Origin of the sequence: Amycolatopsis sp. M39 (assembly GCF_001651785.1) — a bacterium.
GTDB lineage: Bacteria > Actinomycetota > Actinomycetes > Mycobacteriales > Pseudonocardiaceae > Amycolatopsis > Amycolatopsis rubida.
Window position 1 is genome coordinate 76,914 of record NZ_LWSF01000006.1, and the last position, 13,295, is coordinate 90,208.

The 13,295-nt window shown below is 70.4% G+C and carries 13 protein-coding genes and 1 pseudogene; 6 read left to right on the forward strand and 8 right to left on the reverse strand.

Annotation, left to right across the window (positions count from 1 at the left end):
• Window positions 1-26: 26 nt before the first annotated feature.
• Window positions 27-230: an antitoxin gene (locus tag A4R44_RS17550; RefSeq protein WP_067581394.1), complete on the forward strand. Its 204-nt coding sequence runs from the start codon at window positions 27-29 to the stop codon at window positions 228-230.
• Between the two features lie 1,080 nt (window positions 231-1,310).
• On the opposite strand, the pseudogene recQ reads toward A4R44_RS17550, so the two are convergent.
• Window positions 1,311-3,163, reverse strand: a pseudogene (gene recQ / locus A4R44_RS17555) (DNA helicase RecQ).
• 242 nt (window positions 3,164-3,405) lie between these two features.
• Here recQ and A4R44_RS17560 point away from each other — a divergent pair.
• Complete coding sequence (locus A4R44_RS17560) at window positions 3,406-3,840, forward strand: DUF6314 family protein (protein WP_232791645.1); 435 nt, start codon at window positions 3,406-3,408, stop codon at window positions 3,838-3,840.
• 77 nt (window positions 3,841-3,917) lie between these two features.
• Here the strand turns inward: A4R44_RS17560 and A4R44_RS47985 are convergent, their stop codons facing one another.
• The gene (locus tag A4R44_RS47985) at window positions 3,918-4,067 is read right to left on the reverse strand and encodes a hypothetical protein (protein ID WP_157904908.1); all 150 of its coding nucleotides are present in this window, start codon (window positions 4,065-4,067) and stop codon (window positions 3,918-3,920) included.
• Window positions 4,068-4,315: 248 nt separating this feature from the next.
• Here A4R44_RS47985 and A4R44_RS17565 point away from each other — a divergent pair, with 248 nt between their 5' ends.
• Window positions 4,316-4,822, forward strand: coding sequence for a DUF664 domain-containing protein (locus A4R44_RS17565; protein WP_067581398.1), 507 nt, complete (start codon window positions 4,316-4,318; stop codon window positions 4,820-4,822).
• 520 nt (window positions 4,823-5,342) lie between these two features.
• Here the strand turns inward: A4R44_RS17565 and soxR are convergent.
• Window positions 5,343-5,810, reverse strand: a complete 468-nt coding sequence (soxR, locus tag A4R44_RS17570) for a redox-sensitive transcriptional activator SoxR (RefSeq protein WP_067581400.1) — start codon at window positions 5,808-5,810, stop codon at window positions 5,343-5,345.
• A 92-nt stretch (window positions 5,811-5,902) separates the two neighbouring features.
• Between soxR and A4R44_RS17575 the strand changes: the two genes are divergently transcribed.
• Entirely contained in the window at window positions 5,903-6,463 is a 561-nt protein-coding gene (locus tag A4R44_RS17575; protein ID WP_067581401.1) for an NADPH-dependent FMN reductase, read from the forward strand.
• 353 nt (window positions 6,464-6,816) lie between these two features.
• Here the strand turns inward: A4R44_RS17575 and A4R44_RS17580 are convergent, their stop codons facing one another.
• Entirely contained in the window at window positions 6,817-8,052 is a 1,236-nt protein-coding gene (locus A4R44_RS17580; RefSeq protein WP_067581403.1) for an FAD-dependent oxidoreductase, read from the reverse strand.
• A 56-nt stretch (window positions 8,053-8,108) separates the two neighbouring features.
• On the opposite strand from A4R44_RS17580, the gene A4R44_RS17585 reads away from it, so the two are divergent.
• Window positions 8,109-8,702 (forward strand): TetR/AcrR family transcriptional regulator, encoded by a 594-nt coding sequence (locus A4R44_RS17585; protein WP_067581405.1) that lies wholly within the window; start codon window positions 8,109-8,111, stop codon window positions 8,700-8,702.
• Here the strand turns inward: A4R44_RS17585 and A4R44_RS17590 are convergent.
• The 3 genes from A4R44_RS17590 to A4R44_RS17600 are packed head-to-tail and all read right to left on the reverse strand — an operon-like array spanning window position 8,699 to window position 11,264.
• Window positions 8,699-9,181: a hypothetical protein gene (locus A4R44_RS17590; protein ID WP_067581407.1), complete on the reverse strand. Its 483-nt coding sequence runs from the start codon at window positions 9,179-9,181 to the stop codon at window positions 8,699-8,701. The two genes, A4R44_RS17585 and A4R44_RS17590, sit on opposite strands and share 4 nt — an antisense overlap.
• On the reverse strand, window positions 9,178-10,524 hold the full coding sequence (locus tag A4R44_RS17595; protein WP_198545349.1) for a HAMP domain-containing sensor histidine kinase: 1,347 nt from the start codon (window positions 10,522-10,524) through the stop codon (window positions 9,178-9,180). Before A4R44_RS17595 ends, A4R44_RS17590 begins: the two co-directional genes overlap by 4 nt.
• Before the next feature lie 59 nt (window positions 10,525-10,583).
• Entirely contained in the window at window positions 10,584-11,264 is a 681-nt protein-coding gene (locus tag A4R44_RS17600; protein WP_067581411.1) for a response regulator transcription factor, read from the reverse strand.
• A gap of 112 nt (window positions 11,265-11,376) precedes the next feature.
• Here A4R44_RS17600 and A4R44_RS17605 point away from each other — a divergent pair, with 112 nt between their 5' ends.
• Window positions 11,377-12,288 carry a phosphatase PAP2 family protein gene (locus tag A4R44_RS17605; protein WP_067581413.1) on the forward strand — a complete coding sequence of 304 codons (912 nt, stop codon included), beginning with the start codon at window positions 11,377-11,379 and terminating at the stop codon, window positions 12,286-12,288.
• Between the two features lie 32 nt (window positions 12,289-12,320).
• On the opposite strand, the gene A4R44_RS17610 is transcribed toward A4R44_RS17605, so the two are convergent.
• Window positions 12,321-13,295 carry a pirin family protein gene (locus A4R44_RS17610; RefSeq protein WP_067581415.1) on the reverse strand — a complete coding sequence of 325 codons (975 nt, stop codon included), beginning with the start codon at window positions 13,293-13,295 and terminating at the stop codon, window positions 12,321-12,323.

A 13,295-nucleotide genomic window follows, 5' to 3' on the forward strand; every position in this document is an offset into this window, starting at 1 on the left:
TTTCCGCAGGGGAAAGGCTGTGTGCGATGGCTTTGCTGAAGAAACTCACCATGCTGGCCGGTGCCGCGGGCGCGGTGTCGTACGTGCGGAACAACCCGGAGAAGGTCAACGAGGCCGTGGGGAAGGCGGCGCGTTTCGTGGACGAGAAGACCAACGGTCGATACCACTCGCAGATCGCGGGAGCTGTCCGGAAGGTCTCGGACACTACCGGTCCTCGGACGGCTGAGTGAGTCTTGGCTCCGGGGTCTGAGCGAGGTTTGACCCGATCCCGGAGGTCTGCTGAAGCGTAAGCGGCGGGTCCGCGGGTTGAGGTGTGCCCGGGCAGGCTTGCCCCTCCGGCCGGGGAGGCGACGCGACCGTCCGCCGCCCCGCCCAGGTGCCGACGAGCGGTCTGGGGCCTGTTGCCTTCGCGCGGGGCCTTGCTGGTCCGGTGCCTGCGTACGGCGTTCTGGCACGCTCGCGCATGCGAGACTGTTCCGGTGCCCGTCCAGGTGCCGCAGTGCGGCCTGGGTCTTGCTGCCTCGCGCGGGGGGTCTTGCTGGTCCGGTGGCTGTGTACGGCGTCCTGCTGTTCCGGTGCCCGCCCAGGTGCCGACGAGCGCCTGGATCCTGCTGCCTCGCGCGGGGTCTTGCTGGTCCGATGTCTGCGTACGTCGTTCTGGCACGCTCCGCATGCGAGACTGTTCCGGTGCCCGTCCAGGTGCCGCAGTGCGGCCTGGGTCCTGCTGCCTCGCTGCTTGCGCCCTGCTGCTTGACGGGTCCTGCTCGATCTCGCCGCCGGGTCCGTCCTCGGCCTGCTGACGCTGCGGGCCGGAGCGTGCTGCGCTTCAGCCCAGGCCGGGCGGATCCGCGGGCCAGGCCTCGCCCGCGGATCCGCCTGTGCTCAGCGGGCGGCAGTTTCGACGCGTACTGGCTGATCACCTCCGGCGGCATCGGGGCCGTGCGGGTTCTGCGGCCTCTCGATCGGTCTTCCTAGCCCCCGGGCCGTCGTGCTTCGCCTGCCGTCGAGGCGCTGCCGATTCCCAGCTCCGCGATTCCTGACCGGTCGTTCTGCCGAGCCGTCGTGGTGCTTGCCGAGCCTGGCCAGTCCTTCTGCACGGTCTGGCTTGTGGTTTTGCCGGGTCTGGCTGGTTGTCCCGGCTCGCTTGCAGCTCTGCCGAGTCTCGCTGGTCTTCCGCCGAGCTAAGCCAGCCGCTCTGCCGTGAATCCGGCCGTCGGCGCCAAACCAAGGCACGCCGCTCCGCGAGGTCTCCAACTACCGCGCGCGACCCAGCCCGGCCAGCGTCCCCGCCCGCCGGCTCCAGCCAGCCCTCACTCCTCGGCCAGCACCGCCAGCACACCCTCCCCGTACTTGGCCAGCTTGCTCTCGCCGACCCCGCTCACCGTGCCCAGCGTGTCGAGCGTCGTCGGCATCATCGCGGCGATCTGGCGCAGCGTGGCATCGTGGAAGATCACGTACGCCGGGACACCCTGTTCCTTCGCCGTAGCCCCGCGCCAGGCACGCAGGCGCTCGAACACCGGTGCCGCTTCCGCGGGCATGTCGATCGGAGCGGCCGGCGTGCGGCGGGACGTTCGCGGGGCACGCGCCGGGCGTTCCGGTTCGCGGCGCAGCTGCACTTCGTGGGAACCGTTCAGCACCGCGGTCGAACCTTCGGTCAGCACCAGCGATCCGTAATCCCCTTCGACCGCGAGCAGGTTGCGTGCCAGCAGTTGCCGCACCACAGCGCGCCACTCCGGTTCGCGCAGTTCGGTGCCGATGCCGAAGACCTTCAGCGTGTCGTGCTGGAACTGGGTGACTTTCGGCGTCGTCTTGCCCAGCAGGATGTCGATGATCTGGCCTGCGCCGAACTTCTGCCGCCGTTCGTTGCGCAGGCGGACCACTGTGGACAGTAGTTTCTGTGCGGGAATGGTGCCGTCCCAGCGTTCCGGCGGGGCCAGGCAGGTGTCGCAGTTCCCGCACGGCTGGCCGGACTGCCCGAAGTACGCGAGGATCTGCGTGCGCCGGCATTCGACCGTCTCGCACAGCGCCAGCATCGCGTTCAGGTGCTGGGCTTGCAGGCGACGATGCATCTCGTCGCCCTCGGACTTGTCGATCATTTTGCGTTGCTGCATCACGTCTTGCAGCCCGTACGCGAGCCAGGCGGTCGACGGCTGCCCGTCGCGGCCCGCGCGGCCGGTTTCCTGGTAATAGCCTTCCACGGACTTCGGCAGGTCGAGGTGGGCGACAAACCGGACGTCCGGTTTGTCGATGCCCATGCCGAACGCGATCGTGGCGACCACGNGACCACGACGAGCCCGTCCTCGCGCAGGAACCTCGCCTGGTTCGCGGCGCGGGTCGACTTGTCGAGCCCGGCGTGGTAGGGCAGCGCCGGGATTCCGTTCAGCGCCAGGAAATCCGCCGTCTTCTCGACCGACGCGCGGGACAGGCAGTAGACGATCCCGGCGTCGCCCGGGTGCTCGGTGCGCAGAAGGTCGAGCAACTGCTTCTGCGGCGAGTTCTTCGGCACGATCCGGTACTGGATGTTCGGCCGGTCGAAGCTCGCGACGAAATGCTTCGCGTTGTCCAGGCCGAGCCGCTGCGAGATTTCCTTGTGCGTGGCCTCGGTCGCGGTGGCGGTGAGCGCGATCCGGGGCACGTCCGGCCAGCGTTCGTGCAGCGACGACAGCATCAGGTAGTCGGGCCGGAAATCGTGGCCCCACTGGGAGACGCAGTGCGCCTCGTCGATCGCGAACAGCGCGATCTTGCCGCGGTCGAGCAGCCGCACGGTGGATTCGACCGACAGCCGTTCCGGCGCGAGGTAGAGCAGGTCCAGTTCGCCCGCGACGAAGGCCTCCTCCACCTCCTGCCGCTGCGCGAAATCCTGGGTGGAGTTGAGGAATCCGGCGCGCACGCCGACGTTGCGCAGCGCGTCGACCTGGTCCTGCATCAGCGCGATGAGCGGCGAGATGACCACGCCGACGCCCGGCCGCACCAGCGACGGGATCTGGTAGCACAGCGATTTCCCGCCGCCGGTGGGCATGAGCACCAGCGCGTCGCCGCCGGAGATCACGTGCTCGACGATCTCCGCCTGGTCGCCGCGGAAGGCGTCGTAGCCGAAGACGCGCTGCAGAGTCTCGAGAGCGGGGGAACGGGTGGCCTGCTCGGCCAGATCGGGATGCGCCACGCGGCCGATTCTAGGGCGGCGGGCCGTCCGGGCGAGCCTGCCCCGCCGGGTTCGGCGCGAGAGTCCCCGTCGCACCGGCCGTTTTCGGGGCCTGCGACGGGCCCGGTCGCGCAGGGTGAACAGCGTGGCTACTGGTGAAACCCGGGATGACGGGTCCCTTCACGCCACCCTCGTGACAGACGGTGCCGAGGCGGCAGTCCCGGTGCCGGTCGCCCGCCGTCTGGAGGCGCACAATGGGATCCGTGGCTTTTCCGATCAATGACCTGACCGGGTACTTCTCCGGCGAATGGCAGCTCGCGCGCGAAATCGTCGACGTCGACGGTGCGGCGATGGGCGCGGCGAGCGGCCGCGCGTCGTTCACCCCGGAAGACGGGGTGCTCGTCTACCGCGAGTCGGGAGAGCTGCAGCTCGGAGCGCATCGCGGGCCGTTTGTCCGGACTCTGCACTACCGCCCGGCCGGCGGCTCGCGCGCCGCGGTCCACTTCGACCATGGCGGGTTTTTCCACGACGTGGACCTGGCGACCGGGGAGTGGACGGCCGATCATCCGTGCGCCGCCGACTGGTATCGCGGGGCTTACCGCGTGCTCGACGATCGCCGGTGGGAGCAGGAATGGGTGGTGACCGGACCGGCCAAGGACCACGTCATCACCAGCCGGTTCACCCGGGCGGACCCGTGATCTTCCCGGCTCGGCGCATGATTTCGCGCTGCTGAGCTCAGGATCCGGCGGATAGCGAAGCGAACGTCCCGGGTGGACTACTTGCGCCGGTTGCGCAGGATCACCAGCAGAACCGTGATCGCCGAAACCGCGCAGGCGGCGGTGATCACCATGCCCGCCCAGGCGGGAATCGCGATACCGGCGATGTTGTCGAAGCCGGACAGGGCGCGGGGCGCGGTGACCGCCACAGGGCCCTCCGTTCGCGTCGTCGGCGTGCAGATCGCTTTCGCGCCGGATTTTACCCGACGTCGGCCGCCCCTGTCAGGTCCGAAGTGGACAGTTGCGGTCACCGCTGGTAGTCATCGGATTTCCCGTGTCGAAGCGGTTCGAACCGGCGCGAACGGACCCCTCGTGCCGCTCGAGTCACAGTGCTGGGCACAAGCGGATCTTCGGGGCATGATCGAGGCAAGCGCACGACGACGGAGAGGAGCGCGAGATGAATGTGGCCGATCTGCTCGTGGACGGATTCGGCCGGGTGCGGGAAGCGGTGCACCAGGCAGTCGACGGGCTGACCGCGGAGCAACTGGCGGCGCGACCCGGCCCGGAGGCCAACTCGATCGGCTGGCTGGTCTGGCATGTGGCGAGGGTGCAGGACGACCATGTCGCGGACGTCGCGGGCACCGACCAGTTCTGGACGGCACAGGACTGGCGCGAGAAATTCGACCTGCCGTTCCCGGCCGGCGACATCGGTTACGGGCACAGCAGCGACGACGTGGCCAAGGTGCAGCCGCAGTCGCCGGGCTTGCTCACCGGCTACTACGACGCCGTGCACGAGCACACGGTGTCCTGGGTGACCAGCCTCAACGGGGCGGCCCTGGACCGCGTGGTCGACGAAGGCTGGAACCCGCCGGTGACGCTTGGAGTCCGGCTGGTCAGCGTGCTGTCCGACGACCTTCAGCACGCCGGACAGGCCGCCTACGTGAGGGGGTTGCTGCTGGGATGACCCGAACCGGAGCGACCGACGCGCCGGGCGAGTGACCGGGCCTGCTTGCGCGGCAGCGGGCCAAGGAGGGCGGCGATGCCTGCTGGCCAACACGCGGTGCGGGCGTGTGGTGAGAGCTGGGCTGGTGGCTGACGCGGGCATGGTGCGAGTCCGCGGTGAGAGCGGAGTGGAGGAGAGGGCGCGGCGAGAACGGGACTGGTGGTTGACGGGACTGGTGGTTGACGAGAGGACGGTGAGGGTGTGCGGTGAGAGTTAGGTTGCTGGCCAACGCGCAGTGAGAGCGTGCGGCGAAGGCTGGGCTGGTGGCTGACGCGGGCGTGGTGAGAGTGCTTGGTGAGTGCTGGGCTGGTGGCTGACTCGGGCATGGTGAGAGTGCGCGGTGAATGCTGGGCTGGCCGAAGCGGGCGCAGCCTCGCGGGGCGCAGTTTCGTCTGGAGCAGCGCGGCCGCAGTTCCGCGCGGAAGGGTCCTCGGTGCCGGCGGCCGCTCGGTCTCGGAGAAATCTCGGCTGCCGAGCGGTCTCACTCGAAACCGGTTCCCCGGTGGTCCGGCAGTCGTCGTGGGCCGGGGCCGTCTTGGCCTAGGCGGTCTTCCGGGTTGGCCAGGCGGCATTTGGCCAGGGACATGCAGCCGCAGCCGATGCAGTCGTTCAGCTGGTCCCGGAGTTGTTCCAGCTGGCGGATGCGCTGGTCGAGGTCGGAGCGCCAGCAGGACGAGATGCGGGACCAGTCGGCGCGGGTCGGGGTGCGGTCGTCCGGGAGGAGGGCCAGCACGTCGCGGATCTGCGCCAGCGGCATGCCCACCCGCTGCGACATGCGGATGAACGTGACCCGCCGCAGGGTGTCGCGGCGGTAGCGGCGCTGGTTGCCCGCGGTGCGCCTGCTGCGGATCAGGTTCTCGTCCTCGTAGAACCGGAGGGCCGACGCGGGTACGCCGCTGCGGTGGGAGAGTTCGCCCACGGTCAGTTCCGGCAGCTCCGTTTTCGTCATGCGCTCAGCATAGCTTGACTTAAAGGGAGCTTGAAGTTCGAGACTCCTTCCGGAGGCGGGAAACCTGTTCCGCCCCGGGAAAGGAGAAAAACGTGTCCGAAGCTCCCGTCCGGCTCGCTGTGCTCGTCGGCAGCGCCAGGGAAGGGCGGTTCGCCCCCACGGTCGTGCGCTGGTTCTCCCGCCAGGCCGACCGGCACGGCGGGTTCGCGGTCGATGTCCTCGACGTCGCCGAGATCTCGCTGCCGCTCGCGATGAACGGCGAGGGGGCCGCGCCCGTCGCTGCTCGGCTCGCGGCGGCGGACGCGTTCGTCGTGGTTACGCCGGAGTACAACCACAGCTACCCGGCCGCGCTCAAGAACGTCCTCGACTGGTTCCGCGGCGAATGGCACGCGAAACCGGTCGCTTTCGTGTCCTACGGCGGGATTTCCGGCGGGCTGCGCGCTGTCGAACACCTCCGTCCGGTCTTCGCCGAGCTGCACGCGGTCACCATCCGCGAAACCGTGAGCTTCCACGGGGTGCACGGCCGTTTCGGGGAGGACGGCGAACCGCTCGACCCTGCCGCCGAGGCCGCGGCGAAGGCGTTGCTCGACCAGCTCGAATGGTGGGCCCGTGCGTTGCAGGACGCTCGGTTGGTGCGGGCTTATCCGGCATAACGACCGCGGCGCGGCGTGGTTGAGGTGCCGGAGGCGGGCTGATGGTGCGGATGCTGTTCCGGCGACGCTTGGCTGGCTGTCTGCGGGGAAGCGGCGCATGTGCCGTCCGGAGCCGCCCTGGTCGTGCGACGAGTCCGGTTCAGCACTGTCCGGAGAGTCAGCGAGTCCGGTCCGGCGTCGTCCGGAGAGTCAGCGAGTCCGGTTCAGCACTGTCCGAAGGGGCAGCGAGCCTGGTGCAGCACTGTCGGGAGGGGCAGCGAGCCCGGTCCAGCGTCGTCCGGAGAGTCAGCGAGTCCGGTGCGGTGCCGCGAAACCCAAGCGGGCGAGCGGCATCGCACCGGACGAACAAGCGGTCAGCCAGAGTGACTGTCCACACCGGACCGTCGGGCGAAAGCAGGTGCGTGTTCCGGGCGCAGCCCAACACCGCCAAGGTAAGCAGTAACCCCGGAAAGCACCGGGAACCGTTGCACCACCCGCATGGGCGCGGGCAAGCGGTCCAGCGTCCCGGCGAGTGCGGGGCGGAGCAGCATCTCGTGTTCGCCTCGCTGGCTCGACTGCACCGCGGCCGTCGGCAGCAGACGGCGGCGGCGTACGGCGGCCAGGCGGGACATCGGAACCTCCCCGCGGCGCAACGGTTCTGCGAGGAGTCGTGCGGTGGCGACGGCGTCTTGCACGGCGAGGTTCACCCCGACGCCGCCCACCGGTGACATCGGGTGTGCCGCGTCGCCGATGCACAGCGCTCCGGGGGCGTGCCAGCGCGGCAGCAGGCCCATGGTCACTTCGAGCAGTTTCACGTCGTCCCACGAGCGGACGGCGGACACCTGTGCGGGCGTCCAGCCGAACAGTTCGGCCAGCCGCGAGCGGAAGTCTTCGATGGGGCCGGAACGCAGGTGGGCGTCTTGGCCTCGGGGGATGAGGTACGAGGTCTGGTAGTAATCGCCGCGGTCCATGGTCACTGAGGCGTATCCGGGGCCGAACCGGGCGAACACCCCCTGTTCGCCCGGTCCGGCTTTCGGCACTCGCACCTGCCAGACGTCCATCGGGACCTCCCACTCCCGCAGGGCGAGGCCGAGTTCGTGGCGCACTGTCGACCAGCGTCCGTCGCAGCCGACGGTGAGTGGGGTGGCAAGAGAGTGGACGATGCCGTTGTCGTCGAGGTAGTCGACGCCGGTCACGCGTCCGCCCTCGCGGCGCAGGGACACGACGGACGCGCCCATGCGCAGGGAGAATTTCGGTTCCGCCGCACCGGCTTCGGCCAGCAGGGCCAGGAATTCGGCTTGCGGGACCATCGCGATGTGCTTGTGCGGGCCGCGCAGTCTGCTGAAGTCGGCGGCGATCACGGTCTCCGCGCCGATCTCCATTTTCATCCGCTCCAGGACCGAACGGGACAACGCGGCGAACTGAGTGCCGAGGCCGAGTTCGTCCAGCAGCCGCAGCGTCGACGGGTGCACGGTGTCGCCGCGGAAATCCCGCAGGAAGTCGCGGTGCTTCTCCAGCACCGCCACCTCGACCCCGGCCCGCGCCAGCAGCAGGCCCAGCATCACGCCGGCCGGACCGCCCCCGGCGACCACGCATCCGGTCCGTTCCATCGGGACCTCCAATCTTAGAGACTCTCTAAGTTTAGAGTAACGCTAAGATTCACGCCATGACCGGGTTGCGGGAAGAGAAGAAGCGGCGGACCCGCCAGGCGCTGATCGAGGCGGCGCTCACGCTGTTCGACGAGCAGGGGTACGACGGCACGACCGTCGCCGAGATCTCCGCGCGGGCGAAGGTGTCCCCGGCGACGTACTTCAACTACTTCGCGGCCAAAGAGGACGTTGTCTTCGCTGACCAGCATCTTTACGACGAGGTGGTGGACGGGGTCTTCGCGGCGGCGGAGCCGGGTGCGCCGGTGGCGGAGATGGTGAGCAGGACCGTCCACGCGCTGGCGACGGCGGACGCGTGGAGTTTTCCGCTGGACCATCCGCTCACCGAGGTGCGCACCCGGCTGCTGGCCGGGGTGCCTGCGTTGCGCGCGGGATACCTGCTGCGCAACGCCGCGGTGGGCGATCGGTGGGCGGAGAAGCTCTACAAGACGTGTGCGCCGCGGCTGGACCGGGTCGAGGCTGCCGCGTTGACCGGTGCGGTGCTCGGCGCGTTGGAGGCGGCGCTGCGGCAGGTGCCGGAGGGGCGCAGCGCGACGGAAGTCGTGCTGGGGATCGTCGAGCGGGTCGTGCGCGGGTTGATGCCGGAAGGCTAGTTGCAGTACAAGGATTCGAGTTTGGTGTCCGAGGCGACCACGGTGATTCCCTTGCCGACCGGCTGCCCGGACGCCGCCAGCGACGCGGACACGGTGCAGACCACCTGCTGCAGGCCGACCGGGTAAAGCAGTTTCATCGATTCGGAGACGGTCACGGTCACCGGCTGGGCCGAGGTGTCGACCGTGACGGGCCGGCCGGGCGAGAGCGTCGAGTAGAAACCCTCTTGCTCTTCCGTGCGAGTCGGGCCGCCGAACAGCTCCGTCAGCACCGTCGTGGGGTTCGCGTCCCTCGCCCAGGCACGTTGCACGGGGCTGAGTTGTCCCGCGTAGACGAAGTAGAGCGTGATTTGCGGACGCGGCGCGCCCAACTGGAATCCGCCGGGGGCGTCTCCGGCAGGGACCACTCCGGTCGGCTGGATGCCGCAACCAGCGAGGGCCAAGACAGCCGCGAAAGCGACGAAGAGCCGCAGAAGTTTCAACGCTCCTCCTGCGCGGTTCGGGGCAGCCGGAGCGTGAACCGCGCCCCGCCGCCGGTATTGGCCGCTTCGAGGTCGCCGCCGTGCAGCCGGGCGTTTTCCAGCGCGATCGACAGGCCGAGGCCGCTGCCGTCGGACCGGGCCCGCGAGGTGTCGGCCTTCGCGAAGCGGTCGAACACTTTCGGCAGCACCTCCTCGGGGATTCCCGGGCCGTGGTCGGTGACGGTCAGGAAGACGGTCGTGTCGTCGGTGCTCAGCCGGATTTCGACCGGCGGGGCGCCGTGGCGCAGGGCGTTGCCGACGAGGTTGGCGACGACCAGGTCGAGCCGTCGCGGGTCAGCGGGCACGGTGACGCTCGGCAGGTCGGCCGTCACGGAGCCGGTCCAGCCGCGGGCGGCGAGGCTGTTCGCCACGGCCTCGGCCAGGTCGATCTCTTCGACCCGCAGCTCGGCCCGTCCGGCGTCGAAGCGGGAGATCTCGACGAGGTCCTGCACGAGCCGGGTCAGCCGCCGGGTTTCGGCGGACACCAGCCGCGCCGCTACGGCGGTGTCCGAGGGCAGCTGGTCGGCGTCCTCGTCGAGAACGTCGGTGACCACGTTCATCGCGGCCAGCGGGGTGCGCAGCTCGTGCGAGACGTCCGCGACGAACCGGCGCGCGTCGGCCTCCATCTCGCGCAGCGAGCCGACCGTGCGTTCCAGTTCCGCCGCGGTGTGGTTGAACGTGGCGACCAGCTGGGCCAGTTCGTCGGAACCCTTGGCGGGCAGGCGCACGTCGAGCTGTCCGTCGCCGAGTTTGCGGGCCGCGGAGTTCAGCGCGCGCACCGGTCGCAGCACCTGCCGCGCGGCCAGCAGCGCCAGCGCGACCGCGATCGGCAAGGCCAGCGCGGTCATCAGCCACGCGCGCGTCGCCAGCTGCTCGATCGCGGCCTGCTGGGTGGCGAGCGGGACCGTTTTGTAGACCTCGATGCCGGTGTGTTCGCTCTTCGTCGCGCCGTAGCGCAGCAGCGGCATCCCGATGTAGAGCACCGGGCGCCCGCCCTCGACGACCCGCTGGAACTGGATGCTGGTCCCGCCCGCGACCGCGGTGCGCAGCCCGGCGGGCAGCGCCGCCGGATTCAGCCCGGCGCGCGAATGCAGCGACCCGAACACGACGGTCGTGACGCCCTTGAGCGAGCTCGCCATGTTGTCGAGCTGCCGCTGGTCTGGCGGCAGGGTCAGCTGCGGCAGGTACGTCCTGACCTCGTCGCGCAGCTGCACCATCGCCGGGTCCTGCACGCCGGCCAGGATCGTGTTGCGCGCGGACACGTAGCTCGCGCCCGCCGCCGCGCCCGCGCCGACCAGCGTCATCGCCGCGAACGCCAGCACCAGCCGCAGGCGCAGCCCGGACACCCACGACCGGAGCCGTTTCACGAGCGGCCGAACCGGTAGCCGAAGCCGCGGACCGTCTGCACGTGGTCCGGCTGCGCCGGAACGTCCTCGATCTTCGCGCGCAGCCGCTGCACGCAGGCGTCGACCAGGCGGGAATCGCCGAGATAATCATGGCCCCACACGGACGCGAGGAGCTGGCTCCGGCTGTACACCTGGCCTGGCGTGCGCGAGATCTCCAGCAGCAGCTTCAGTTCGGTCGGCGTCAGCGAGACCTGCTCGCCGTGTTTGCGCACCAGCATCCCGGCCCGGTCGATCACCAGGTCGCCGTGCTGTTCGGGGCCCGCGGCGCCGGGTTCGGCGGCGGTGCGGCGCAGCACCGCGCGGATCCGGGCGTCGAGCACGCGCGGTTCGATCGGCTTCACGACGTAGTCGTCCGCACCCGCTTCGAGGCCGGCGACGATGTCGAAATCGTCGCTGCGCGCGGTGAGCATGATGATCGGCACCTGGCCGAGCGCGCGGATCCGGCGGCAGGTCTCGAACCCGTCGATGCCGGGCAGCATGAGGTCGAGCACCACGAGGTCCGGCGCGCGTTCGCGCAGCTGCGCCACGCCGTCCTCGCCGGTCGCGGCCGGGTGCACCGTGTGTCCTTGCCGGCGCAGCGCCAGCTCCATGCCCTCGCGGACGGACGCGTCGTCCTCGATCACCAACACCACAGCCACAGGGGCCATTATTCGGAATGCCCGCGGATTCGCGCGAGCCGGGCGGATCTTGTAGCGAAACCATGACACGGCCCTGACGAGATCCCGAAATCCCGAGGCCAGGCTCGAAGGCATGGCAGTGCTGACTCCTGAAACGCCGACCGTGCCCTCGTCCGCGCCCCGGCACGCGCTCGCCCCGCCGCGGCGTTCGCGGACCGCCGTGCTGGTCGCGGCCGCGATCGGGTTCGCGGGCGCGTTCGTCGTCGCCTACCTGCTGTTCGTGCGGACCGAGGCCGGGCAGCGCGCCGAGGACGGGGTCGTCCGCTTCGCGCAGAACCTGCCGCGGTCCACTGTGGACTGGGCGCGGCCGCTGGCCGGGATCGACGGGGTCGAGGTGTTCGGCGCGGCCGGGATCGTCATCGTGGCGCTCGCGGTGCTGCGCAAGCGGTTCGCGCTCGGCGTGACCGCGCTGGTGCTGTACTTGCTGCCGCTGGCCGCCGCGCAGCTGCTCAAGATCTACCTGCTGGACCGGCCGGACGTCGGTTCGGCCGGGGCTCCGCACCACAACAGCTTTCCGAGCGGGCACGTGAGCGCGGCCACCGCCGTGCTGCTGGCATTGGCCGTGGTGCTGCCCGCGCGGTTCCGGACCTGGGTGCTGGCCGTGGGGGCGCCCGGCGTCGCCTGGGTGGCCGCCGCGACCGTCGCGCTCAGCTGGCACCGCCTGTCGGACACCGTGGGCGCCTGCCTGCTGGTGGCCGCGGTGGTGTCGGCGGGCGCGGCGGTCGTCTCGGCGCGGCGTCCGGACGGCAGCCGGATTCCGCCGGTGCTGACGGCGATCGCGCTGCTCGCGCCGGTCGCGGTGGTGCTGGGCGGATACGCGGTGCTGGCCTCGGCGACGTCGGTTCCGGCCCGGTTCGTGGCGGCGCTGGTGCTGGCGGCGCTNGCGGCGCTGAGCGCGGTGGCGGTGGTGCTGCTGGCGGCAGGGCCGCTCCGGCGGGTGAATTTCGATCCGTCGGGGGCGCGGAACCGGCTAGAGGGGTCGTGAGCGCTGGTGCCGGTTCTTGCCGGCACCAGCACTCACGAGGGGTTGCGGCGCGGTTTGATCCGCACGGCGGGCAGCGGGGGAGCGGGCAGCCGCGCCGGGCCGCCGGGGTACGGCTCGATCGCGCCGAACTGCTCGGAGTTCGCCTCCCACGCCGCGCGGTACTCGGCGATCTCGTCGTGGCTGCGGCCGACGAAGTTCCACCACATCAGGATTTCCTCGCCGAACGGCGGCCCGCCGAGCACGATCGCCCGCGCCGGGGAGGACCCGGGGTTGTCCAGGCCGAGCGCGGTCGCGCCGATGCCCAGACAGCCGAGCTGGGCCCGCCGCAGCGGAGTGCCCGCGAAGGTGAGCTCTCCGGTGTCGAGCAGGACGCCGTGCTCGAAGGACGGATCCGCGGCGAGGCTCAGCGATGCGCCCGGGTCGAGGACGATTTCCGCGCCCAGCAACGGAGTGAAGGTCTTGACCGGCGAGGTTTGCCCGGCCAGCGTGCCGAGGAAGACACGGGCGGTGGCTCCGTCGAGGTCAGTGGCTGGCGGGACGTAATGCTGGAAGTCGCGGGCGGTGTGCCGGTGCTCGTCCGGCAGCGCGACCCAGAGCTGGACCCCGTGCAGCATCGTGGTTTCCGGCGTCGACACCTCTTCGTGGCAGATGCCGTGCCCGCCGGTCATCAGGTTCAGCTCGCCGGGCCGGACCATCGCGTGCGAGCCGAGGCTGTCGCGGTGCTCGATCTCGCCGGTGAACAGCCAGCTCACCGTCTGCAGCCCGGTGTGCGGATGCGGGCCGACGGACATGCCGCCGCTGACTGAGGTGTCGTCCGGACCGTAGTGGTCGGCGAAGCACCACGCGCCGATCAGCGACCGCCGGCGCTGCGGCAGGGTGCGGCGGACGGGCATCGCCCGCGGGCCGCCGAGCGGGACGGAACGGGCGTCGAGGATCTCGACCTTGCCGGGGTCGACGGGGTCGCCGCCGCACGCCAGTTCGGCCGGGTCGGTCTCGACGTTGCTCAT

Excerpts from the sequence above, each read along its gene's own strand:
- A4R44_RS17550 (WP_067581394.1), top strand. The coding sequence starts at position 27 with ATGGCTTTGCTGAAGAAACTCACCATGCTGGCCGGTGCCGCGGGCGCG.
- A4R44_RS17565 (WP_067581398.1), top strand. The coding sequence starts at position 4,316 with ATGAATGTGGCCGATCTGCTCGTGGACGGATTCGGCCGGGTGCGGGAA.
- soxR (WP_067581400.1), bottom strand. The coding sequence starts at position 5,810 with ATGACGAAAACGGAGCTGCCGGAACTGACCGTGGGCGAACTCTCCCAC.
- A4R44_RS17580 (WP_067581403.1), bottom strand. The coding sequence starts at position 8,052 with ATGGAACGGACCGGATGCGTGGTCGCCGGGGGCGGTCCGGCCGGCGTG.
- A4R44_RS17585 (WP_067581405.1), top strand. The coding sequence starts at position 8,109 with ATGACCGGGTTGCGGGAAGAGAAGAAGCGGCGGACCCGCCAGGCGCTG.
- A4R44_RS17595 (WP_198545349.1), bottom strand. The coding sequence starts at position 10,524 with ATGACGCTGGTCGGCGCGGGCGCGGCGGCGGGCGCGAGCTACGTGTCC.
- A4R44_RS17610 (WP_067581415.1), bottom strand. The coding sequence starts at position 13,295 with ATGAGCAACGTCGAGACCGACCCGGCCGAACTGGCGTGCGGCGGCGAC.